Below are 22832 nucleotides of genomic sequence, written 5' to 3'. Positions count from 1 at the left end.
CCAACATGGACGCACGCAAGCTCGCGGTGGATGGCGCACTGGAGTTCACCCCCAAGGTCTTCCCCGATGACCGGGGCCTGTTCGTCTCACCGTTCCAGGAGGCCGCGTTCACCGCCGCGCACGGCCGCCCGCTCTTCCCCGTACGGCAGACGAACCACAGCAGGTCCCAGCGCGGCGTGGTGCGCGGCGTGCACTTCACGGCGACACCGCCCGGCACCGCGAAGTACGTGTACTGCGCCCAGGGCGAGGCCCTGGACATCGTCGTGGACATCCGCGTCGGCTCGCCGACCTACGGCAAGTGGGACGCCGTCCTGCTCGACCAGCGGGACTTCCGGGCGATGTACTTCCCCGTGGGCACCGGACACGCCTTCGTCTCGCTCCAGGACAACACCGTGATGTCGTACATGCTCTCGGAGCCGTACGTCGCGGAGAACGAACTCGCCCTTTCCGTACTGGACCCGGCGCTCGGCCTGCCGGTGCCCGACGACATCGAGCCGATCATGTCGGACCGCGACACCGTGGCGATCACCCTCGCGGCGGCGGAGGCGGCCGGCATGCTCCCCGACTACGCGCGCTGCCAGGAGATCGAGAGTGCGGCCGGGCGGGCCCGGGAATGAAAGGCATACTCCTGGCCGGGGGCGCCGGCACCCGTCTCTACCCGGCCACGCTCGCCACCTCCAAACAGCTGCTTCCGATCGCGGCCAAGCCGATGATCTTCTATCCGCTGTCGGTGCTCATGCTGGCCGGGATCAGGGACGTCCTGATCATCAGCAGCCCGTCCGAACTTCCGCGGTTCCAACGGCTGTTCAAGGACGGGTCACACCTCGGCCTGAACATGACCTACGCCGAGCAGCCGGAGCCGAAGGGCATCGCCGAGGCCCTGCTCATCGGGGCCGAGCACATCCGCGACGAATCCGTGACGCTGGCACTCGGCGACAACGTCTTCCACGGGCACCACTTCTCCGACACGCTCCAGGACGCCGCGCGCGACGTCCAGGGGTGTGTGCTCTTCGGCTATCCGGTGCCCGACCCCGAGCGCTACGGCGTCGGGGAGACCGACGGTACCGGCAAGCTGATCTCCATCGAGGAGAAGCCGCAGGCTCCCCGGTCCAACCGGGCGATCACCGGCCTCTACATGTACGACAGCGAAGTCCTGGACATCGCCAAGAACGTCCGGCCGTCGGCCCGCGGCGAGCTGGAGATCACCGATGTCAACCACCACTACGTGCAGCGGGGCAAGGCCCGGCTCGTCGACCTGGGGCGCGGCTTCGCCTGGCTGGACACGGGTACCCCGGAGGCGCTCATGCAGGCCGGCCTGTACGTGCAGACCATGGAGGAGCGTCAGGGTGTGCGCATCGCCTGTCTGGAGGAAGTCGCGCTGCGGATGGGCTTCATCGACCTGGAGCAGTGCCACCGCCTGGGCCGCGAGAACGCCGGCTCCGCCTACGGGCAGTACCTACTCAGCCTCGTCCCGGCCTGACCCGTGGGCACGTCGACCCCGGCGCTGACCGCCGACGACCAAGGACCGACCGCCGTCCGCCTCGCCACCTCGGCACAGTCGCCCGGGCGCGAGCCGGCGGACCCGGAGACACTGCGCAGCTGGCTGGCCGACTTCGGGCAGCGCGCCTACACAACGGTGGAACGCACCGCACTCGACCGTCTCGACGGCTGGGAGTGCGAAGCGGGCACCGGCAACCTGCGGCACCACAGCGGCAAGTTCTTCCAGATCCAGGGCCTTGAGGTGCACGCGCCCGGCGGGCCGGTCGAGCAATGGCACCAGCCGATCATCCGGCAGCCGGAGGTGGGGATACTCGGCATCCTGGTCAAGGAGTTCGACGGGATCCCGTACCTCCTGATGCAGGCCAAGGTCGAGCCCGGCAACCGCAACGGCCTCCAGCTGGCACCTACCGTCCAGGCGACCCGCAGCAACTACCTGCGGGTGCACGGCGGCAGACCGGTGCCCTACCTCGACTACTTCCGTCAGCTCACCGGGCGGCGGGTCATCGCGGACGTACGCCAGTCCGAGCAGGGCTCGTGGTTCCTGGGAAAGCGCAACCGGAACATGGTCGTGGAGGTGGCCGACGAGGTGGAAGTCCTCGACGGCTTCCGCTGGTTCACCCTCGGCCAGGTGCACCGCCTGCTGGCCGCCGACGATGTGATCAACATGGACGCCCGTACGGTGCTGTCCTGCCTGCCGTACACGGGCGGTGAGCTGGCGGGCGCCCTGGGCGCGCACGGGTACCAGGACGGGGCTGGGGACGCGGACGGGGACGCCGACGGCTTCCGGGCCTCACTGGTCCGTTCCTGCGCCGCGGACCAGGCCCGGCACAGCACCGCCGAGATCCTCAGCTGGATCACCGACACCCGTGCGCTGAGCGAGCTGCACACCCGCTCCGTCCCCCTGGACGCGGTGACGGGCTGGCGCCGCACGGACGGCGGCATCTCGCACGAGAGCGGGAACTTCTTCAGGGTCATGGGCGTGACGGTCACCGCGGGCGGCCGGGAGGTCGCCCAGTGGTCACAGCCCATGATCGAACCGTGCGGTACCGGTGTCATCGCGTTCGTGGTGCGCCGGTTCGCGGGGGTGCTGCACGTACTGGTGCGGATCCGGGCCGAGCCCGGCTTCGTGGACGTGGCCGAGTTGGGGCCGACAGTCCAGTGCACCCCGCAGAGCTATGCGCGGCTGCCCCGGCCCCGCCTCCTGGACGTGGTGCTCGAAGCAGCCCCGGAGCAGATCCGGTTCGACACGATGCTCTCCGAGGAGGGCGGTCGCTTCTACCACGCACTCAACCGGTATCTCATCGTCGAAGCCGAAGTCGAGGAGGACTCGCCCGAGTTCCGCTGGCTGACGCTCAGCCAGCTCTCGGCTCTGCTCCGGCACAGCAACTACCTGAACGTGCAGGCACGCAGTCTCGTCGCCTGCCTGCACAGCCTCTCCGGACAGCACCCGCAGCACTGACCGTCCGCGGCGCGGGGCCGGGCCAGGGTCCGGGCCCGGGCCGCCCCGGGGGCGCGCCCGGTCCCTGGCCCGGCCGCGGCCCCCCGCCGCGTTTCGGGGTGCCGGGCCGGGCCGCGTCAGAGCACGTCGACCGTCTCGCTCGTCGTGAGCCGGTTGCGGCAGTCCAGGACGTACGAGGCGTGCCGGGCCACCGCCTCGTAGTCGAACTCCTCGTGGTCGGAGAGCAGCACCACGGCGTCGGCCGAACGCAGTTCGTCCTCGGTGAAGTCGACCCGGGTCACCCCGTCGGCGAGCGGGCCTCGCTCCACCACATGCGGGTCGGCCGCCCTCACCTGCGCGCCCAGTTCCAGCAGCAGATCGGCGACGCGCAGCGATGGCGCCTCCCGTACGTCCCCGGTGTTCGGCTTGTACGACAGGCCGAGCAGCAGTACGCGGGAGCCGTTGACGGGCAGCCGGCGCGCGTTGAGCCCGGTCATGAGCCGCTGCACCACGTAGTCCGGCATGTGCCCGTTGATGTGGTTGGCCAGTTCCACGAACCGGAACAGCCGCCCCACCTTGCGCTGCACCTGCCAGGAGAGATAGACGGGGTCGATGGGCAGGCAGTGCCCACCGACGCCCGGCCCCGGCGTGAACCGCATGAAGCCGAAGGGCTTCGAGGAGGCGGCGTCGACCGCTTCCCAGATGTCGATGTCCAGCGCGTGCGCGTACATCGCCAACTCGTTGACGAGGGCGATGTTCACATGCCGGAAGGTGTTCTCGATCAGCTTCGCCAGCTCGGCCACCTTCGGCGAACTGACCGGCACGGTGGTGGAGACGAAGCCGCCGTAGAAGCCCTGGATGGCGCTGGTGGACGCGGCGTCGATGCCCGCCATGACCTTGGGCGTCTCCTTCAGCCCCCAGGTCTTGTTGCCCGGGTCGATGCGCTCCGGGCTGTAGCCGAGGTGGAAGTCCTCCCCCGCCGTCAGGCCCGATCCGCTCTCCAGCAGCTTCCGCAGCAGGTCCTCGGTGGTGCCGGGATAGGTGGTGGACTCCAGCACCACCGTCGCACCGGGCCGCAGATGTGCGGCGAGCGCGACCGCCGCCGACTCGATGTACGAGAGGTCGGGTACGCCCTCGCGCAACGGTGTGGGGACGGTGATGAGTGCGCAGTCGAAGCCGGCCAGCTGCGCCTCGTCGTCGGTGGGGATATAGCTTTCCGACCCGAGCACCTCCGCGAGCATGGCGTCGGTAATGTCCTCCACATAGGACTGGCCTGCCTGGAGTTGTTTGATCCGGACGTGGTCGATGTCGTATCCGACGACCTGGTGCCCGGCGTGCGCGGCCCCCATAGCCAGGGGCAATCCGACATATCCTTGTCCGAGGATGACTATCCTGCCCACGGCGAACGCCCTTCTTCCTGAAGTGATCAACGTCCCGCCCCCCTGTCGCGGGGGAGGTCGTAAGCTCGCTGCGGGCATGGGAACGCGTCAGTGCGACCGGACTCAACAGTTCCCCCGAAAGAGGGCGCATTGGTGCCAGCGGTGACTCACCACTTCTGCCATGAACGGCCGCCGGATTACACGGAATTGCTATGTACACGGCTGGCCGCTTCCCCAGGATAGGGGGCATGCCGGAGAATTCCTTTGTCGCGGATCTGTGTGGGCTGCTGGGCGGCGGACTGCTGGCGGCGATGGTGTGGCCGCAAGCGTGGCGGCTGTGGCGGCATCGTCTGCACCACGGGGTGTCACTCGCCTATGTGGTGCTCAACCTGCTGATGGTGGGCGGCTGGGTCGCCTACGGCATCGGCAAGGCGAGCATCGCCATCATCCTGCCCAACGTGCTGGCCGCCGTCGCCGCGCTCGCCCTGCTGGTGGGCTTCGTACGCCAGGCCCGTCCCTCGCCGCGCTTCTGGCCCGCCGCGCTGGCCGTGGGCACCGCCCTGCTGGCGGCCACCGCGGCTGCCGGCGGGTGGACGGCGCTCGGCTCGGTCGTCGGCCTGATGACCGTCGCGGTGATCCTGCCGCAGGTGACGACGCTCGCCACCCGGCGGCGCGCCGGTGACCTGGACGCCTCCGGCGTCTCCCGTGCGTCCTGGATGCTGTCCGCCGCCGCCAACGTGCTGCTCGCGGGCTACGGCCTCTTCGAGCCCGACGCCGTGATCCTGGTGACGGCGGCGCTCTCCGCGGCGCTCTCCGGCGCGGTCCTGACACTGACGGCCACCGCGCCCGGCGCGGACACCGGCCTGAGCACCGGCCAGGCCGCCCGCCCTGCCGAGGGTGCCGAAGTCGCCTGAGGGCGTGCCGGGTGGCAGAGAGCTGTCACCTCTTCGGCGCCGGTTGCTATGTACGTAGTGTGCGCAGCGCACCTACCTTCGTGGTCATCTGCCGCCTGGCCGCTACCAACCGAGAGAGGTCCGTCCGTTGGAGCAGAACAGCAGTGTGTACCAGCGCAGATGGCAGATTCTCGGAGTCCTCTGCCTCAGCCTCGTGGTTGTCGGCATGGACAACCTCATCATCATCCTCGCGCTGCCCACCATTCAGGCGGAGCTGAGCGCCTCCGGCAGCGAACTCGCCTGGACGGTCGACGCGTACGCGCTGGCCTTCGGTGGCCTGCTGCTCTCCGCGGGCGGGCTTGCGGACCGCTTCGGCCGTAACCGCATCCTGTCCGTCGGCCTCGGCACCTTCCTCGTCTTCTCGGTGGCCGCCGCCTACGCCTCGAACGTCGAACTGCTCATCCTCTTCCGCGCGTTGATGGGCGTCGGCGGCGCGCTGATCATGCCCGCCACGCTCTCCATCATCAAGCACGTCTTCCCCGCCGACGAGCAGGGCAAGGCAATCGGCATCTGGGCCGGTGCGGCCTCACTCGGCATCCCCCTCGGCCCGGTGGTCGGCGGCGCGCTGCTGGAGCAGTTCTGGTGGGGCTCGATCTTCCTGATCAACGTGCCGCTGGTGCTGCTGGCGCTCATCGTCGGCCGCCTGATGATCCCGGAGTCGCGGGACGAGAACCACCCCGGCCTGGACTACGTCGGCGGGCTGCTCTCCATCGCCGGGCTCTCGGTACTGGTGTACGGGCTGATCGAGGCGCCGCGCGAGGGCTGGAGCTCGCCGCTGACCCTCTCGCTGCTGACCGGCGGCGTGCTGCTGATCGTCCTCTTCGGGCTCTGGGAACGGCGCGCTCCGAACGCGATGCTGACCGGCTCGCTCTTCCGGGACCCGCGGTTCGGCGGTGCGGCGGCGGCACTGTCGGCGCTGGCGTTCGTGCTGTTCGGCGTGCTGTTCACCGTCACCCAGTACTTCCAGTTCGCGCTGGGCCAGGAGCCGTTCGAGGCCGGGACACGGCTGCTGGCGTACGCCGCCGTGCTGCTGTCCGCACCGGCCGCGCCACAACTTGTCGAGAAGCTCGGGCTGAAGGGCAACGTGACCTTCGGCATGGCGCTCATCGCCGTCTCCACTTTCCTGGTCGCCACGGCGGACACCACCCAGGAGGCCCTGGTGGTGACCGGCCTGGCCATCCTGGGCTTCGCCCTCGGATTCGCCATGGCACCCTCGGCCACCGCCATCATGGCGGCGGCCCCCGCTCATCAGGCGGGCGCCGGTTCCGCCTCGGCCGACGCGGCGATCCAGATCGGCGGTTCGCTGGGCATCGCGGTGATGGGCAGCGTGCTCACCACCTCCTACCGGGACTCGATGGGTGATCTCGAGCAGTTCCCCGCACCGGTGGCCGAGGGAGCCAAGGACTCGATCGGCGCCGCGAACGGCATCGCCGAGGGCCTCGGCGAGCGCGGGGACGCGCTGGCCGCGACCGCCAACGACGCCTTCATCGACGGCATGAGCAACGCCCTGCTGGTCGGCACCGGAGTGGCGGCCGCCGGTGCGCTGGTCGCCCTGTTCTTCCTTCCGGGGCTCAAGCGCACGCGTGAACTGCTCGCCGAGGACGCTGCGGCGGGCACCGCCGCCGGCCTGTCGGCCGACCCCGTACAGAAAGGAAGTGTGCAGTGACTGAGCTGGACCCTCAGCCGGATTCCGAGCTGGACCTCAAGGCACACGCGCTCGACATCCTGGAGCGCGTGTGGAACGGCCAAGAGCACGATCTCATCTACGAGTTCTTCCTGCCGGACGTCGTCTGCCACTTTCCGACGATGCCCCCGAAGCACGGGCGGGAGATCGTCTACGAGCTGGGTGACGCCTTCCGCCAGGCCCTGCCGGACTACCACAACAACATCATCACGGTGCTGCGCGACGGCGACTGGGTGTTCCTCCGGGACGAGGTGACCGGCACCCAGGACGGCGTGCTGATGGGCATCCCCGGCACCGGCCTGCCGATCGTCTTCCGCGAGATGTGGATGTTCCGGTTCGAGGGCGACAAGATCGCTGAATTCTGGCAGCAGGGCGACTACTTCGGGTTCCTCCAGCAGATCGGCGTGGCGCCGCCCCTGGGTGCGGGGGCGCTCGAGTCGGTCGGGGCGACGCTGAAGACGATGGGCCGCTTCGCCGCTCTCCAGGCCGCGAGCAAGCGTCGGGCCAAGGCCGCCGCGTGACGGCCACCGGAGAGGAGAGAGGCAGCATGAGCGAGCCGAAGAGCGGGACGAAGGCTGAGCCGAAGGGCGAGACGAAGGCCAAGAAGGCAGGCGGGCAGCAGGCCGCTCCCGCCGGACCGGATCTCAAGGCGGCGGCGACCGAGCTGGTCACCCGGGCGTTCAACAAGCAGCAGCCGGGCGTCGTGGACGAGCAGGCGCACGCCGACTGCGTCTTCCACATCCCCGGTGCCGGCGAGGGCGCGATCGACAAGCGCACGCTGGACGTCGCGGGCTTCAAGAAGTTCCTGCGCGCCCGGTACTCCGCGCTGCCCGATATGCAGCTGGAGATGTCCGACCTGATGCGGGACGGCGACCAGCTGGCCGCCCGCACCGAGCTGACCGGCACCCAGCAGGGCCGGATGTTCGGCGCGCCGCCCACCGGCCGCTGGATACAGGCCGAGGGCATGCTCATGTTCACCTACGACGCGGACGGCAAGCTCATCGAACTGCGCCAGGACTTCGACGACGTCGAGGTGATGGTGCAGCTCGGCATCATGGCCCCGGCCCGCACCGGCCCCATGGGCATCCTGACCCACTCGGTCACCAGCGCGGCGCGCTTCGCCGGGCTGCGCCGGAAGGCCCGCAGGTGACGGCGGCTCCGGCGGCAGCGCCGGTGCACCAGCGCCACCCGGCCTCCCCGGACCACGAGAGGGCGGTGGAGGCGCTGCGCACCTCGTACGCCGCCATCCCGGAAGGCACTCTGATCCGGCTGGAGAAGGCGAAGCGGAACGTCTCCCGCTTCCGCGCCCCGCTGCCGCGGCCGGGGCTGGACGTGAGCGCGTTCGACCGGGTGCTGCATCTCGACACTCAGGCGCGCACCGTCTCCGTCGGCGGCATGATGACGTACGAGGACCTGCTCGACGTCACGCTCATGTACGGCCTGAAGCCGAAGGTGGTGCCGTCCTTCCGGACGGTCACCGTCGGCGGTGCCGTCGCCGGGCTCGGCATCGAGGCCAGCTCCTTCCGGGCGGGCATGCCGCAGGAGTCGGTGCTGGAGATGGAGATCCTCACCGGCGGCGGCGAGGTGGTGACGGCCCGGCGCGACAACGAGCACGCGGCACTCTTCCGCGCCTTCCCGCACTCCTTCGGCTCGCTGGGCTACGCGCTGCGGCTGACGATCGAGCTGGAGCCGGTGAAGCCGTACGTATGGCTGCGCCGGGTGAGGTTCGGCTCGGCCACCGACTGCTCGGCCGCCGTCGCCTCCATCACCGAATCCCGGCAGTACTCGGGGCAGCAGGTCGACTTCATGGACGGCTGGGCCCTCTCGCCGGAGGAGCTCTACCTCACGCTCGGCACCTTCGTGGACGAGGCGCCCGCGGTGTCCGACTACACCGGCAGCCAGATCTACCACCGGTCGATCTCCCGCCGCAGCTCGGACCACATGCGGGTGCAGGACTTCCTGTACCGCTTCGACACCGACATGTTCTACTCGGCGAAGGATCTGGGCCTGGCCAATCCGGTGGTGCGCGCGCTGTGGCCCCGGGCTAAGCGCCGCTCCGACGTCTACTTCGGCATCGTCGCCGCGGACGCCCGCAAGGGCATCAGCGAGCGCCTGGGCCGGTGGACGGGCCGCCGCATGGACATGGTCTTCCAGGACCCGAACGTGCCGCTGGCGCGGCTCGGCGAGTTCCTCCAGTTCGTGGAGGGCAAACTCGGCATCATGCCCGCCTGGTTCTGCCCGCTGAAGCCCGCGGAGCAGTGGTCGCTGTATCCGGTGGAGCCGGGGTCGCTGAACGTCACGGTGGGCTTCTGGGGCCAGGTGCCGCTGCGCAACGAGCACGAGGCCGGTCACTTCAACCGCCTGGTGGAGGAGAAGGTGACCGAACTGGGCGGCCACAAGCCGGTGATGAGTTCCGGGCACTACCCCGAGGACGAGTTCTGGTCGATCTACGGCGGCTCGGAGTTCTGGCGGGTACGCGAGACCTACGACCCGCGCGGCCGGCTGGTGAACCTCTACGACAAGTGCGTACGCGCCTTGTGAACGACCCTGCCCGCGCCGGGTGACACCGATACGAACCGGTGTCACCCGGCGCCGCTCTGTGCGCCGCGCCCGCTCAGTTGCCGTGCACGAGCAGGAGGTTGGCGACGACGAGCAGAGCGACGCCCCAGCGGTGGATGGTGATGCCCTGCCGCCGCGCCGCCAGCTCCTGCCCGGCGAGCAGCCCCGCGTACGCCTGCCGGGCGCGCAGGCAGACGACCGGCAGCAGGAAGGCGCAGAACCAGAGCGGCACCGCGCCGACCGCGGCGGCGAGCACGATCGCCCCGGACTCGGCGAGCGAGAGCACGGCGATGAACCACCGGTAGACGCCCGGTGGGACGCTGGTGGCGAGGTTGCGCCGCCCGGCCTCCCGGTCGCCCGCCACATCGTTGATGTTGGAGTAGACCGACACCATCAGGCTCCACAGCCCGAAGAGGAAGCACTCCAGCCAGGCCGCCCCGGTCATCCCGCCGTTCAGCAGCCCGAACGGAATCAGCACGCACAGGCCGGTGCTGATCCAGATCACCGCCTCCTGGCCGCCCCGGTAGCTGAGCTTCAGGCCGTAGGAGTACTGCACGCTGATGACAAGGGACCCGGCCGCGGCGGTCCACACCCACCAGGGCGTGTGCGGCGCCGCCACCGCGGCCAGCGCCCACAGCGCGGCCCCCGCGACGGCACAGCCCCAGCCGAAGCGGAGCGCCTGCGGCAGCGGGATGCGGCCGTCCAGCAGCGGCTTGCGGTCCCGGGCGCGCAGCGTCTGCCGCGGGTCGTAGTTGCGTGCGTCGCTGCCGTCGCGGAGACCGGTGACATCGTCCAGGGTGACGGCGGCGGCCACCACCCCGACCCAGCCCAGGTCGAAGAGCAGCAGGACGAGCCAGCTGCGCGGCTCGGAACGCACCGCACCGGGCGACAGCGACGCGACGACCAGCACGCACAGGTAGTAGTCGAAGAAGGAGAGCTTCGCCAGCTTGCCGTACGCACGGGCCCGCTCGACGCCCCGGGCTCGCGGCGGCGGCTCCGACTGCGACGGTGACGTGGACGTGGACGGCGACGGTGACGGTGACTCTGACGGTGACCGGGCGAGGGTCATGCGCCCGCCACCGCACCGGGCTTGCGGGCGACGGTGCTGATGAGTACCTGGCTGAGCCAGTAGTGCGCGGGGTCGGCCATCTCCGCGAGCGCGGCCTCGATCCGCGCCTCGTCCACCAGCCCGGCGGCAACGAGGCGCGGGCGCATGAACTCCAGCCACAGCATGTAGTGCCGTGCCTGTACGGAACCGCCCCGCACCATCACCGTGCGGCCCTCCGCACTCGCCTCCAGACCGGCAGCGAGGGCCAGTTGGAGGTCGACGTGGCCGCCGCGCGGATCGTGGCCCGACGCGCGCATCAGCCCGTATCCGGCCTCGCGGACGTCCCTGAGAAAGTCCTCGGAGAGGAAGGTGCGGAAGAGGGTGGAGGAATCGGTGTCCTCGAGGAAGAGCACCCCACCCGGCCGCAGTGCCGCCACCATGCGGGCCACCACCCCGGCCCGGTCGGGGAGATGCTGGAGCGTCATCCGGCTGTGCACCAGGTCGAAGGCTCCGGCGGGGAGTTCGTCGGTGCGCAGATCCGTGACGGCCAACTCGACCTGGGGCGCCTCCTCCAGGTGCCGGAGCCGCTCGATCTCCAGATCGGCGGCGAGCACCCGCCCTCCGGGCCCCACCCGGTCGGCGAGCCAGCGCACCATGGAGCCGGACCCGGCGCCCGCCTCCAGGCAGGCCCAGCCGGGGCCGACGCCCAGCTTCTCCAGCCGTTCCACGGTGCCGGGGTCCCAGATCGCCTCATTGGTGCGCAGGCGCTCGGTCTCCCTCTCCCATGCCGGGTCGAAGACGTACTCGGCGGGGGCTGACTCGGTCTGCCGTGTCACGGCACCTCCTAGGGTCTGCCGCGCGGTCACGCGACGAACGCGCAGACGGAGTCGGCGATGTACTCCACGTCGCTGTCGGTCAGATGGGGCCAGATCGGGATGGCCAGGTTGGTCGCCGAGACCCGCTCGGCATGCGGCCAGCGGGCGCCCTCGGGGGCCCAGGGTGCGAAGGCGGGCTGGAGCGGAAGCGGGACCGGGTAATAGACATGGGTGCCGATCCGCCGCTCGGTCAGCCAGGCACGCAGCTCCTCGCGCCGCTCGGCGAGCAGCGAGTAGACGTAGTAGCAGCGCCCGTTGCGGCCCGCCGGCGGGGCCGCCACCCCCCGCGTGCGGAGCGGCTCGAAGCGTTCGGCGTAGTAGTCGGCGATCCTCGCCCGCCGCTCCAGGCGGTCCGGGAAGCCGGGCAGCCGGTGCAGCTGGAAGGCGGCGAGCACCTCGTCGAACCTGCTGTTCAACCCCACCCGGTGGTGCAGGAAGCGGTGCACGCCGTCCTGGCCGTGATCACGCAGCATCCGGCAGGCGCGGGCCAGTTCGGCGTCGTCGGTGAGGACCACGCCGCCCTCGCCCGCCGTGCCGAACGACTTGACCTGGAAGAACGAGAACACGCCCAGATCACCCCAGCGTCCGGCCGGGCGCCCGTCCAGCACCGCTCCCTGTGCGACGGCGGAGTCCTCGATCAGGGCGAGCCGGTGGCTGCGCGCCAGCTCCCGGAGCCGCCCCATGTCGGCCATCACCGAGAAGACGTGTGCGGGCAGCAGCGCCTTCGTGCGTGCGGTGATCAGCGGTTCGACGGCCGCCGGGTCCAGCACCATGGTGTGCGGGTCGACGTCGGCGAAGACGGGGGTGGCGCCCGTGCCGGCGACGGCGCTGGCCACCGGCTGGCAGCAGAAGGCAGGCACGATCACCTCGTCGCCCGGCCCGATCTCCAGTGCGCGCACGCACAGTTCGAGTGCGCCGGTGCCGCTCCCGCAGGCGATGACATGCTCGGCGCCGGTCGACTCCCGCAGCGCCTGCTCCAGCCGGGCGGTCTGGTCACCGAGGACGAACCGCTGCTCGCTGCCGGTGCCCAGCTCGTACACGAGGGAGAGCAGCTTCTCGCGGTCCTCCTCGAAGACGTCCGGCGGGAAGAAGGGCAGGGCCTTCATGAGGCGTTTGCCGCGTAGAAGCGCCTGATGGCGTCGCAGACCCGGTCGACCGCCGCCGTGCTGAGGTCCGGGTAGCAGGGGAGCGCGACCGTGCGCTCCGCCGCCGCCTCGGCGTGCGCGAAGTCGCCGAGGCGGTTACCGAGTCCGGCGAAGCAGGGCTGGAGGTGCAGCGGGGTGGGGTAGTAGACCTCGGTTCCGATGCCCTGGGCCGTGAGGTGCCCGACGAGCGCGTCCCGTCGATCGGCCTCGATCACGTAGGCGCAGCAGACCGGGTCGGCCGGGACGTCCCGCTCCACCACGGCGGGCAGCCGCAGCACACCCTCCACGCCCCGCAGCCGCTCGGTGTAGGCGCGGGCCAGCTCGGCGCGGCGGGCGATCGCCGCGTCCAGCTGCGGCAGTTTGCCCAGCAGCACGGCGGCCTGGAGGTCGTCCATCTTGCTGTTGGTGCCGGAGACTCCGGAGAGGTTGGAGATGCCGGCGATGTTGTCGACGGTCTGCCCGATCCGGCCGTGGTGGCGCAGGGTCGACACCTGCGCGGCGATCTCCGGGTCGTCGGTCAGCACCGCCCCGGCGTCGCCGAGCGCGCCGAGCGTCTTGGCGGGGGAGAACGACAGGACACCGCCGCTGCCCAGCAGCCCGGCATGCACCCCGTCCCAGCGCATGCCGATGCCCTCCGCGCTGTCCTCCACGAGCGTCAGTCCGTGCCGCCGCGCGACGGCGCCGAGCGAGGTCAGGTCGGCCGGCCGGCTGAAGAGATGTACGGGCATGAGGGCCCTGGTCCGGGGGGTGACGGCGGCCTCGGCTGCCCGCGGGTCGAGCGTGTGGCTTACCGGGTCGATGTCGGCGAAGACGGGCGTGCCGCCCGCCAGGACGACGGAGGAGGCCGTGGCGACGAAGCTGAAGGCCGGCACGATCACCTCGTCGCCCGGCCGGATACCGCAGGCGCGCAGCAGCAGGACGAGCGCGTCCGTGCCGCTGTTCACCGCGACCACGTGCCGTGCACCGGTGTACTCGGCGAGGGCCCGCTCCCACTCGGCGACCTTGCGCCCGTGCGAGAACTTGCCGCTGTCGAACATTTCGTCGAGGTGGCGCGAGATGTCAGGCCAGCACTGCGCGAAGCCCTCGGCCCCGTTGAAAAACGGAATCCCTAATTCAGTGGCGGCGATCACTCAGCGATCCCCCGTGTGGCGACGGAGATACGGATGTGCGGCAAGCATGGGACAGTTAATACCATCCCCCCGATAACCAGCAATAGCAATATCTTGCCATGGCCTGAAGAAGCCGTGCTGACAAGCTTCAGCTAGGGAATTTCAGAAAGGACTGCACACTACCAGTTCAGGGGGTATTGACTGCCGGGTTCCCTGGTCCGCCGCCGCCCTCAGACCAGGGATAGTGCTTGACATGAGAAGGCCCGGGGGATCAGATTCGAGCTGCATCGCCCTTCCACGTTCCCACAGGGTGCGGAGAATCCGAATCCAAGAATCCGGCCCGTGCGCGGGTGCGCCGAATTATCGGCGGCGACAGAGGATGTGCTGGCTTTGATACCGGAAGAGATACCGGTGAAAACGGGTGGCTCGACGAAATTGCCTGACCGGACCGTCAAGACCGTGGTACTGGCCGAACCCCGCAGCTTCTGCGCCGGTGTGGACCGCGCCATCGAAATCGTCGAGGTCGCGCTGGAGCGCTTCGGCGCCCCTGTCTACGTGCGGAAGCAGATCGTGCACAACCACCATGTCGTACGCGATCTGGAGGAGCGCGGTGCCCGCTTCGTGGACTCCGAGGCCGACGTGCCGCAGGGCGCCGTCTGCGTCTTCTCCGCCCACGGCGTCTCGCCCGCCGTACGCGAGGGCGCCGCGCGCCGCGAACTGACCGTTGTCGACGCGACCTGTCCACTGGTGGCCAAGGTCCACCAGGAGTCCCGCCGCTACGCCGAGGCCGACCGCATCATCCTGCTCATCGGGCACGAGGAGCACGAGGAGGTCGAGGGCACCTACGGCGAGGCACCCGAGCACACCCGCGTGGTCGCCACCGTCGAGGAGGTGCACGCGCTCGACCTGCCCAGGGACGCCCCGGTCTCCTATCTCACCCAGACCACCCTCTCGCTGGACGAGACCCGCGACATCGTCGAGGCCATGCAGGAGCGCTTCGACGACCTGCGCGGCCCCGGTACCGACGACATCTGCTACGCCAGCCAGAACCGCCAGAACGCCGTGAAGGCCGTCGCCGCCCGCACTGATCTCGTGCTGGTCATCGGCTCGGAGAACTCCAGCAACTCCATTCGCATGGTGGAGGTCGCCGAGGACGCCGGGACCCCGGCCCGCCTGCTGCCCGCCCCGGACGACCTGGACGTCAGCTGGCTCGCCGGCGTGGACGCCATCGGCGTCAGCGCGGGAGCCAGCGCCCCGTCCACGCTCGTCAACGAACTCCTGGTGCGGCTTGCCGGCCTGGGCTACGGACGGGTCGAGACCGAAGTGACCGCGACCGAGGACATCGTCTTCGGCCTGCCCTCCATACTGAAAGGGGCGGACAGCCCGTGACCGTGCAGACCACCTCGGCCGCCCCGCCCAGCAGCGCCCCGGCCGCCACCGCCACCGCCCCCGATGACGCGCTGAGCACCGCACTCGCGGAGGTGGAGCGCCGTATCGCCGCCGTGCTGACGGCCGAGCGGGACCGCTGGGCCGCCGTCGACCCGCGCTGCGCCGCCCTCGTGGAGGCCGTGACCACCCTCAGCCTCGCGGGCGGCAAGCTGCTGCGGCCCCGCTTCTGCCTGCTGGGCTACCTCGCGGCAGGCGGCGACCCGGAGTGCCCGAAGGCCGTGGACGCGGCCGTCGCCCTCGAACTCCTCCACAGCTTCGCCCTGTTGCGGGACGACGTGCTGGACGACGCACCCACCCGGCGCGGCACCGTCACCGCGCACGAGCGGCACATCGGCGACCACACGGAGCGCGGCCTGCGCGGCGAGGCGCGCCGCTACGGCGAGGGCATCGCCAACCTCGCCGCCGACCTCGCGCACATCTACGCGGACCGGTTCACCCGCGGCCTCGAAGACGAGGCCCGTGCGGTGTGGGACGAGCTGCGCATCGAGGTCACCTTCGGGCAGTACCTGGACATCGCCGTGGCCGCCGAGGGCGTCGCCGACCCGGAGCTGTCCCGCTGGATCGCGGTATGCAAGTCGGGCCGCTACACGATCCACCGCCCGCTCCAGCTGGGCGCCGCCCTGGCCGGACGCACCGACCTCGCGGACGTCTTCGAGGGGTACGGGCTGCCGCTGGGCGAGGCGTTCCAGTTCCGCGACGACATGATCGACGCCTTCGGCACCTCCGCCGACACGGGCAAGCCCGCCGGGCTGGACTTCGCGCAGTTCAAGATGAGCTACCTGCTGAGCCTGGGGGTGCGCCGGGACGACCGCATCCGCGCCCTCGCCGCCCATCCGGCCGGGCCGGAGCAGGCCGACCGGATGCGCGAGCTGCTGGTCGAGACCGGCGTGGCCGAGGACGTCGAGCAGCGCATCGCGCAGCTCGTCGAGGACGCCCGCAAGGCGCTGGCCGACGCACCCCTTGTCGACAACTGGCGCACCCGGCTGACGGAACTGACGACCTCCGTGGCCTACCGGGACCGCTGACGAGCCGAAGGGCACCACAGACATGCTCCGGACACTGATCATCGGTCTGGGACGGGCGGGCTTCGGGCTCCACTGGGCCGTACTGGACAAGCTCCGGGCCGCCGGCCGCCACCCCGGCCTCTTCGCCGAGGCACCGGTCCTGGCCCTCGACCCGATGGCCGTGACGCCGCCCTCGACCGCCGACGGCCTGCGCCTGGTGAACTCCCTCCAGGAGGCACGGGCGCTGCTCGACCCGGACGAGACGGTGGTGCACCTGTGCACCCCGCCGGTCGCCCGGCTGGGGCTGCTCCGCGAACTTGCCGACGCCGGCTTCCATCAGGTGATCGTGGAGAAGCCGCTGGCCGCCGAGCGGGCCACGGCGCACGAGATCGTCGACTTCGCCGCCGACCGGAAACTCGAAGTCGCCGTCGTCGCACCCTGGCTGGCCAGCACGCTCACCACCCGGCTGGCCCAGCTGGTCGCCGACGGCACGCTGGGCGAGCCCCGCTCGATCGACATACGCCAGTTCAAGCCGCGGATGCGCCGGACGCTTGCCGACACCGGTCACCCCACCGCCTTCGACATCGAACCACCGCACTCCCTCGGCGTCTGCCTGCGGCTGGCCGGGGACGCCCGCGTGATCTCCGCCGAGCTGGCCGACATGCACATCGGGGACACCGTGATCCCGGAGATGGGACGGGCCGAGCTCGTCCTCCGCCACTCCGGCGTCACGAGCCGCATCATCTCCGACCTGACCGCTCCGCTGCGGGAACGGCGGATCGCCATGGAGTTCTCCGGCGGCCACCTGGTGGGGCACTACCCCAACACCGCGGACGACCACTACGCCCAGCTGCGGATCAGCAGGCCCGGCGCCCCGGAGGAGTGGGAGGTCTTCCAGGACGACGCGCTCTCGGCCCAACTCGTACAGATCTACCGGGACTACCAGGACGGCGTGGAGCAGAGTGCCGAACTGCACCTCGCCGCACGGGTGGTGGACCTGCTGGCCGACGCGAAGCGGATGAGCCGCGCCACCCCTACTCCCGCCGCACCACGCCCCGACGACCGGCCGCACAGCGGCAGGAAGGTCTCCCATGTCGCCTGACACCGGCCATCCGCCGCCACCCGGAATCCGCTTCGCCGGAATCGGCGACGAGGCGGCGCCGGCCCTCGGTGAACAGATCCGCGCCCATCAGGAGCTCGGATGGTCAGCCATCGAACTGCGGAACATCGACGGCACCAGCCTCGCCGACCTCGACGACGCCGCGTTCGACCGGGCGGCGGCGGCCCTGCGCGAGGCGGACCTCGAAGTCGTCTGTGTGGACTCCCGGATCGCCAACTGGGCACGCCCCATCACCGGTGACTTCGCCCTCGACCTGACCGAGCTGGAGCGGCTGGCGCCGCGCTGCGCCGCACTCGGCACCCGCTACATCCGCGTCATGTCCTACCCCGACGACCCGGAGGGCGGGCTGGACGAGGAGGAGTGGGGCCGCCGGGTGCGGCACCGGATGAAGCAGCTCGCCGAGCGGGCCGAGGACGCGGGCGTCGTCCTGCTGCACGAGAACTGCGCCGGCTGGGCGGGCAGCGACGCCGCGCGCGCCCGTCGTCTGCTGGAGGAGGTGGACAGCCCGGCGCTCCGGCTGGTCTTCGACACCGGAAACGGCCTGGCGTACGGCTACGAGGCGTACGACATGCTGACCGGCCTGCTGCCGTGGGTCGAGCACGTCCAGATCAAGGACGCCCGCCGGGAGGCGGGAGCTGCCGGAGAGGGCGGAGAGATCGTCTACACCCTGCCCGGCGACGGCGTCTGCCGCGTCGCCGACTGCCTGCGGCTGGTGCTCGACAACGGCTACACCGGCTTCTGGTCCATCGAACCGCACCTCTTTGTACGGCCGCACGAGGGCCGTGCGGACGCAGCGCCCGACGGAGTAGCCCAGTTCGTGCGCTACGGCCGCCAACTCGAAGCGCTGGCCGCCGGGCTGACCGCCGCCGCACCGGCACCCACTCACTGACTCGCCGACTCGCTGACCGACATCGTGAGGAGCACCTCTGTGCCGAACCCTTCCGGGGGCCACACCCCACACGCGACGCCGGCGTCCCCGTCCGGCCGGCCGGACGACGTGACCGTCGGCTACGAGGCGCTGGTCGCCTTCACCGCCGAGGTCTTCGGCGACCGCGGCGTGCCCGCCGGCCGCGCCCGTACGGCGGCCGAGGCGCTCGTCTACGGCGACCTGACCGGGCTGACCTCGCACGGCCTCACCAATCTCACCCGCCTCTACCTGCCCGCGATGGACGACGGCCGCATCGACCCGCTCGCCGAGCCCGAGAAGGTCACCGACACCGGCCCGGCCGTGCTCCTGGACGGCCGCCGCTCGCTGGGCCTGTGGTCCGCGGCCGAGGCGCTGACGCTGGCCGCCGACCGCGCCGAGACCACCGGCATCGCCATGGTCACCCTGCGCAACGCCACCCACTTCGGCTGCGCCGGATTCCACACCGGCCGGATAGCCGAGCGCGGCATGGTCGCCTTCCTCGCCTCCAACTGCGGCGGCCAGCGCATCCTCCGGCCGCCGGGCGGCCGGGCCGCGATGCTCGGCACCAACCCCTTCAGCGTCGCCGCGCCCGCGGGCGAGCACGAGCCGTACATCCTGGACATGAGCACCAGCGTGGTGCCCACCGGCCGGGTACGCGCCGCCGCCCGCGAGGGGCGGCCGGTCCCGGAGGGCTGGCTGGAGGACGCCGAGGGCCGTACGGTGACCGACCCGCACACCCTCGACGAGGGGACCGGCTATCTGCGCTGGCTCGGCGGCGACCCGTCGACCGGCGCCTACAAGGGCTACGGTCTCGGCCTGATGGTCGAGGTGCTGGCCGCCCTGGTCCCCGGCGCCGGATTCGGCCCCGCGCCCGAGGCCCTGGACGGCGACGGCCGACCCACCGGCCGGGACGACGACATCGGCATCACCGCACTGGTCCTCGCCCCCGGCACGCTGCGCCCCGGGCAGGACGTACGGGCCGACGCGGACGGGCTGTTCGGCTCGCTGCTCGACTGCCCGCCGATGGACCCGGCGCGCCCGGTGAGCTATCCCGGCCGCCCCGAGGCCGCCGCGGCCGAACGCAACCGCCGGGACGGGGTGCCGCTCGCCGCCGAACGCTACGAGGAGCTGCGGACCCTGGCCGCCGAACGCGGCCTCGACGCGCCCCCGCTGCTCACCGGAGGAGCCCGATGACCGCGACGACTCAGCCGACCCCGGCAACACCGCCGATCCGCATCGGCCTCATCGGGCTGGGCGTGATCTCGAAGTTCTATGTCGCCGCCCTGGAGCAGCTGCCCTCGCTCGACCTGGCCGCGGTCTGCGATCTGCGGCCCGAGGCCCTGGAGCCGTTCCGCGCCGGCACCAAGTGCTACACCAGCCACACCGAGATGCTGGCCGACGCGGGCGTGGACGCGGTGGTCGTCAACGTGCCCAACGACGTGCACGCCTCGGTGTGCGGGGACGCGATGGAGGCCGGGCTGCCCGTCTGTGTGGAGAAGCCGCTCGCCACCACTCTGGTGGACGGCCGGGCGCTCGCCGAGTTGGCCCACGTCCGGCGCGTGCCCCTCTTCACCTCCTTCCACCGGCGCTACAACAGCGAGGTGCTGCGGCTGCTGGAGGAGCTGCGGACCACGCACGCCGCAAATCCCGTACGTGCGCTGACCGTCCGCTATCTGGAGCGCATCGAGGAGCACGCCGGAAGCGACCGCTGGTATCTGGACACCCGCCGCTGCGGGGGCGGCTGCGTGGCCGACAACGGCCCGAACGCCTTCGACCTGGTGCGCCAGTACCTCGGGGACGTCGAGCTGACCGGCGCCCAGGTGACCCGTGACGAGCACGGCACGGACCGCGAGGCGATCGTCCGGCTGCGCACACCGGACGGCATACCGGCCCGGGTGGAGCTGGACTGGTCCTACGACGGCGAGGTCAAGGACGTCACCGTCGAACTCGCCGACGGGCAGCGGCTGGTGGCCGACATGCTCAAGGGCCACCTTGAGTTCAAGGGCTCGCTCTGGCACGAATACGTCGGCGTGCTCCAGGATTTCGAGACCAGGCTGCGGGCGGGGGCGGAGTCCACCCGCGGCGGGCTCGCCGCGCTCAACCTGGTCGACGCCGTCTACCGGTCGGAAGGAGTGGCCACGTGAACACCCACGAGGACGGCGCCAAGTGCGTCGTTGCCAGCACCGTGGTGAAGGTGCTCACCCACCGCAGGGAGGACCGCGGCATGCGGCTGGAGGAGTTCACCAGCCGCTGCGTACGCCGCGGTGAGGTGCACGAGCTGGTCACCACCGACCAGTTGGAGCAGCAGCCGGGTGCCCGGGTGGACCGGGTGGGCTTCCTCGGCTTCGTCGAGATCCACGCCGCCGGAGTGATCGACCGCGGTGACGAGGTCTGGTACGGCAACAGCCTGGTGGGCACCGTGCTGGGCTTCGACTCCTGCCACTTCCCGAACCACTACAACATCCTGATCGCCGCACCGCACCTGGTGACCGGCCCCGACCTGGACCTGAAGCCCGACGGGGCCCTCTCCTTCCGGCAGCGGACCGCGCGGGTCCCCGCCGGTGCGGGCGCCGGATCCGGAGCCGGGGCGGGAGCCTGACCATGGGACTCCTGGAGAGCATCGGCGGACCGGCCGATCTGCGCGCACTCGACGAAGACCAACTGGCTCCGCTGGCCCAGGAGATCCGCGAGCTGCTGATCGACCGCGTGACCCGCAACGGCGGACACCTCGGACCCAACCTCGGAGTCGTCGAGCTGACCCTCGCGCTGCACCGGGTGTTCGACTCACCCCGCGACCCGCTGGTCTGGGACACCGGCCACCAGACCTATGTGCACAAGCTGCTCACGGGGCGTGTGAAGAGCTTCGAGACGCTGCGCACGCCGGGCGGCATGTCGGGCTACCCCAGCCGGGAGGAGTCCGAGCACGATCTGGTGGAGAACTCGCACGCCTCCACCGCGCTCTCCTACGCCGACGGCCTCGCGCACGCGAAGAAGCTGCGCGGCCAGGAGGGCACCGTCGTCGCGGTCATCGGCGACGGCGCGCTCACCGGCGGCATGTCCTGGGAGGCGCTCAACAACATCGCCGCCGACCCGGACCGCCCGCTGGTCGTCGTCATCAACGACAACGGCCGCTCCTACGCGCCGACCGTGGGCGGCCTCGCCAGCCACCTCACCGCGCTGCGCGCCTCCCGCCACTACGAGGAGTTCCTCGGCCAGGTCAAGGAGACGCTGCGCGGTGCGCCCACCGTCTACCGGGCGCTGCACGGCGCGAAGAAGGGCCTCAAGGACTTCCTCACCCCGCAGGCACTGTACGAGGATCTGGGGCTGAAGTACCTGGGTCCGGTGGACGGGCACGACCAGCGCGCCGTCGAGTCGGTGCTGACGCGGGCGCGGGCGTTCGGCAGCTCCGTCGTCGTGCACTGCATCACCGAGAAGGGGCGCGGGCACGCGCCCGCCGAGCAGCACGTCCTGGACCGCTTCCACGCCGTACGGGCCGCACCGGCTCCCGGTACCAAGCCGGGCGCCGCCACAACCAGTTGGACCACGGCCTTCGGTGAGGAGCTGCTGGCCGTCGCCTCCGAACGCCCGGACGTCATCGCGCTGACGGCGGCGATGCCGGAGCCCACCGGAGTGCATCTGCTCCAGCAGGACCGGCCCGCGCAGGTCGTGGACGTCGGCATCGCCGAACAGCACGCGGCGACATCGGCCGCCGGGATGGCGATGGGCGGTCTGCACCCGGTGATGTGCGTCTACGCCACCTTCCTGAACCGCGCCTACGACCAGGTCGTCATGGATGTGGGGCTGCACCGGCTCCCGGTGACCTTCGTGCTCGACCGCGCGGGCGTCACCGGCGACGACGGCGCCTCGCACAACGGCATCTGGGACCTCTCCGCCTTCCGGTCCGTGCCCGGGATGCGCATCGCCGCACCCCGCGACGGGGACACCCTGCGGCGGGAGCTGCGCGAGGCGCTGGACATCGACGACGGGCCCACGCTGCTGCGCTTCCCCAAGGGCGCGCTGGGCCCGGCGCTGCCGGCCGTCGACCGGATCGAGGGCGCCGGAGGCGCCCCGCCGATCGACGTGCTGGTCCGTACGGGCGAGGACGTGCTGCTGATCGCCGTCGGGGCGATGGCGGGGCCGTGCGTCGAGGCGGCCCGGCTGCTCACCGAGCACGGGATCGGAAGCACCGTCGTCGACCCGTGCTGGGTCAGCCCGGTCCATCCCGGTCTGGCGGAGCTCGCCCGCGGGTTCGACGTGGTCGTGACCGTCGAGGACGGGCTGCGGGCGGGCGGCATCGGCGAGGCGACGGCCACCGCGCTGCGCGAAGCCGGTGTGACGCCCCCCGGACTGCGGGTGCTGGGGGTGCCCCTGCGCTATCTCGAACACAGCACGCGCGCGGCCCTGTTGGAGGAGTGTGGACTGACGGCCTCGCAGATAGCCAGCCAGGCGATGGAATCGATCGAGGCCCGGATGATGCGGTCCCCCCTCAAAGGAGTTGTGTGATGTCGACGACCGTGGAGCTCGGCACCCCGACCGTCCCGATCAAGCTCGCCGACCGGCGGAGGAGCAGGCAGATCCAGGTCGGCTCAGTGGCCGTCGGTGGTGACGCGCCGGTCTCCATCCAGTCGATGACCACGACCGTCACCTCCGACGTGAACGCGA

Annotated in this window: 22 protein-coding genes; 17 read left to right on the top strand and 5 right to left on the bottom strand. The window is 71.0% G+C overall.

Features of this window, described 5'->3' with window-relative positions; translation table 11 throughout:
* The first annotated feature begins 5 nt into the window (after window positions 1-5).
* Genes LHJ74_RS06585 through LHJ74_RS06575 form a run of 3 tightly spaced genes read left to right on the top strand, consistent with a single transcriptional unit; the run spans window position 6 to window position 2959 of the window.
* Window positions 6-617 carry a dTDP-4-dehydrorhamnose 3,5-epimerase family protein gene (locus LHJ74_RS06585; protein WP_260216596.1) on the top strand — a complete coding sequence of 204 codons (612 nt, stop codon included), beginning with the start codon at window positions 6-8 and terminating at the stop codon, window positions 615-617.
* Window positions 614-1480, top strand: coding sequence for a glucose-1-phosphate thymidylyltransferase RfbA (gene rfbA / locus LHJ74_RS06580; protein ID WP_260216595.1), 867 nt, complete (start codon window positions 614-616; stop codon window positions 1478-1480). The genes LHJ74_RS06585 and rfbA overlap by 4 nt, the downstream gene beginning before the upstream one ends.
* A gap of 3 nt (window positions 1481-1483) precedes the next feature.
* On the top strand, window positions 1484-2959 hold the full coding sequence (locus LHJ74_RS06575; RefSeq protein WP_260216594.1) for an NDP-hexose 2,3-dehydratase family protein: 1476 nt from the start codon (window positions 1484-1486) through the stop codon (window positions 2957-2959).
* Window positions 2960-3075: 116 nt separating this feature from the next.
* Here the strand turns inward: LHJ74_RS06575 and LHJ74_RS06570 are convergent, their stop codons facing one another.
* A complete protein-coding gene (locus tag LHJ74_RS06570; RefSeq protein WP_260216593.1) occupies window positions 3076-4338 on the bottom strand; it encodes a nucleotide sugar dehydrogenase in 1263 nt (420 codons plus the stop codon).
* A gap of 227 nt (window positions 4339-4565) precedes the next feature.
* Between LHJ74_RS06570 and LHJ74_RS06565 the strand changes: the two genes are divergently transcribed.
* The 5 genes from LHJ74_RS06565 to LHJ74_RS06545 all read left to right on the top strand — a co-directional run bounded on the left by LHJ74_RS06565 (window position 4566) and on the right by LHJ74_RS06545 (window position 9495).
* Entirely contained in the window at window positions 4566-5231 is a 666-nt protein-coding gene (locus tag LHJ74_RS06565) for a PQ-loop repeat-containing protein (protein ID WP_260216592.1), read from the top strand.
* Between the two features lie 145 nt (window positions 5232-5376).
* Entirely contained in the window at window positions 5377-6936 is a 1560-nt protein-coding gene (locus LHJ74_RS06560; RefSeq protein ID WP_260216591.1) for a DHA2 family efflux MFS transporter permease subunit, read from the top strand.
* Window positions 6933-7475 (top strand): ester cyclase, encoded by a 543-nt coding sequence (locus tag LHJ74_RS06555; protein WP_260216590.1) that lies wholly within the window; start codon window positions 6933-6935, stop codon window positions 7473-7475. The genes LHJ74_RS06560 and LHJ74_RS06555 overlap by 4 nt, the downstream gene beginning before the upstream one ends.
* 26 nt (window positions 7476-7501) lie before the next feature.
* On the top strand, window positions 7502-8104 hold the full coding sequence (locus LHJ74_RS06550) for an ester cyclase (protein ID WP_260216589.1): 603 nt from the start codon (window positions 7502-7504) through the stop codon (window positions 8102-8104).
* Window positions 8101-9495 carry an FAD-binding oxidoreductase gene (locus tag LHJ74_RS06545; RefSeq protein WP_260216588.1) on the top strand — a complete coding sequence of 465 codons (1395 nt, stop codon included), beginning with the start codon at window positions 8101-8103 and terminating at the stop codon, window positions 9493-9495. The genes LHJ74_RS06550 and LHJ74_RS06545 overlap by 4 nt, the downstream gene beginning before the upstream one ends.
* Window positions 9496-9568: 73 nt before the next feature.
* Here the strand turns inward: LHJ74_RS06545 and LHJ74_RS06540 are convergent, their stop codons facing one another.
* The 4 genes from LHJ74_RS06540 to LHJ74_RS06525 are packed head-to-tail and all read right to left on the bottom strand — an operon-like array spanning window position 9569 to window position 13711.
* Window positions 9569-10582 (bottom strand): UbiA family prenyltransferase, encoded by a 1014-nt coding sequence (locus LHJ74_RS06540; protein WP_260216587.1) that lies wholly within the window; start codon window positions 10580-10582, stop codon window positions 9569-9571.
* On the bottom strand, window positions 10579-11397 hold the full coding sequence (locus tag LHJ74_RS06535) for a class I SAM-dependent methyltransferase (protein ID WP_260216586.1): 819 nt from the start codon (window positions 11395-11397) through the stop codon (window positions 10579-10581). Before LHJ74_RS06535 ends, LHJ74_RS06540 begins: the two co-directional genes overlap by 4 nt.
* 26 nt (window positions 11398-11423) lie before the next feature.
* Complete coding sequence (locus tag LHJ74_RS06530) at window positions 11424-12542, bottom strand: DegT/DnrJ/EryC1/StrS family aminotransferase (protein ID WP_260216585.1); 1119 nt, start codon at window positions 12540-12542, stop codon at window positions 11424-11426.
* Window positions 12539-13711, bottom strand: coding sequence for a DegT/DnrJ/EryC1/StrS family aminotransferase (locus LHJ74_RS06525; RefSeq protein ID WP_375546679.1), 1173 nt, complete (start codon window positions 13709-13711; stop codon window positions 12539-12541). The genes LHJ74_RS06530 and LHJ74_RS06525 overlap by 4 nt, the downstream gene beginning before the upstream one ends.
* A gap of 414 nt (window positions 13712-14125) precedes the next feature.
* Here LHJ74_RS06525 and ispH point away from each other — a divergent pair, with 414 nt between their 5' ends.
* From ispH to LHJ74_RS06480, 9 genes are all read left to right on the top strand, one after another.
* Entirely contained in the window at window positions 14126-15079 is a 954-nt protein-coding gene (ispH, locus tag LHJ74_RS06520; protein WP_260216583.1) for a 4-hydroxy-3-methylbut-2-enyl diphosphate reductase, read from the top strand.
* Complete coding sequence (locus LHJ74_RS06515; protein WP_260216582.1) at window positions 15076-16164, top strand: polyprenyl synthetase family protein; 1089 nt, start codon at window positions 15076-15078, stop codon at window positions 16162-16164. The genes ispH and LHJ74_RS06515 overlap by 4 nt, the downstream gene beginning before the upstream one ends.
* Before the next feature lie 22 nt (window positions 16165-16186).
* Window positions 16187-17245: a Gfo/Idh/MocA family protein gene (locus tag LHJ74_RS06510; RefSeq protein ID WP_260216581.1), complete on the top strand. Its 1059-nt coding sequence runs from the start codon at window positions 16187-16189 to the stop codon at window positions 17243-17245.
* Complete coding sequence (locus tag LHJ74_RS06505) at window positions 17235-18152, top strand: sugar phosphate isomerase/epimerase family protein (protein ID WP_260216580.1); 918 nt, start codon at window positions 17235-17237, stop codon at window positions 18150-18152. The genes LHJ74_RS06510 and LHJ74_RS06505 overlap by 11 nt, the downstream gene beginning before the upstream one ends.
* Window positions 18153-18191: 39 nt before the next feature.
* Window positions 18192-19364, top strand: a complete 1173-nt coding sequence (locus LHJ74_RS06500; protein WP_260216579.1) for an Ldh family oxidoreductase — start codon at window positions 18192-18194, stop codon at window positions 19362-19364.
* Complete coding sequence (locus LHJ74_RS06495; protein WP_260216578.1) at window positions 19361-20314, top strand: Gfo/Idh/MocA family protein; 954 nt, start codon at window positions 19361-19363, stop codon at window positions 20312-20314. Before LHJ74_RS06500 ends, LHJ74_RS06495 begins: the two co-directional genes overlap by 4 nt.
* A complete protein-coding gene (locus LHJ74_RS06490) occupies window positions 20311-20769 on the top strand; it encodes a DUF6917 domain-containing protein (protein ID WP_260216577.1) in 459 nt (152 codons plus the stop codon). Before LHJ74_RS06495 ends, LHJ74_RS06490 begins: the two co-directional genes overlap by 4 nt.
* 2 nt (window positions 20770-20771) lie before the next feature.
* Entirely contained in the window at window positions 20772-22673 is a 1902-nt protein-coding gene (gene dxs / locus LHJ74_RS06485) for a 1-deoxy-D-xylulose-5-phosphate synthase (RefSeq protein ID WP_311203266.1), read from the top strand.
* On the top strand, window positions 22673-22832 hold a 160-nt coding region (locus tag LHJ74_RS06480; protein WP_511262217.1), incomplete at its 3' end, for a flavodoxin-dependent (E)-4-hydroxy-3-methylbut-2-enyl-diphosphate synthase. The genes dxs and LHJ74_RS06480, both read left to right, overlap by 1 nt.

It is taken from the genome of Streptomyces gossypii (assembly GCF_025165795.1).
GTDB lineage: Bacteria > Actinomycetota > Actinomycetes > Streptomycetales > Streptomycetaceae > Streptomyces > Streptomyces gossypii.
This window is presented reverse-complemented; position numbering and strand designations above follow the sequence as displayed.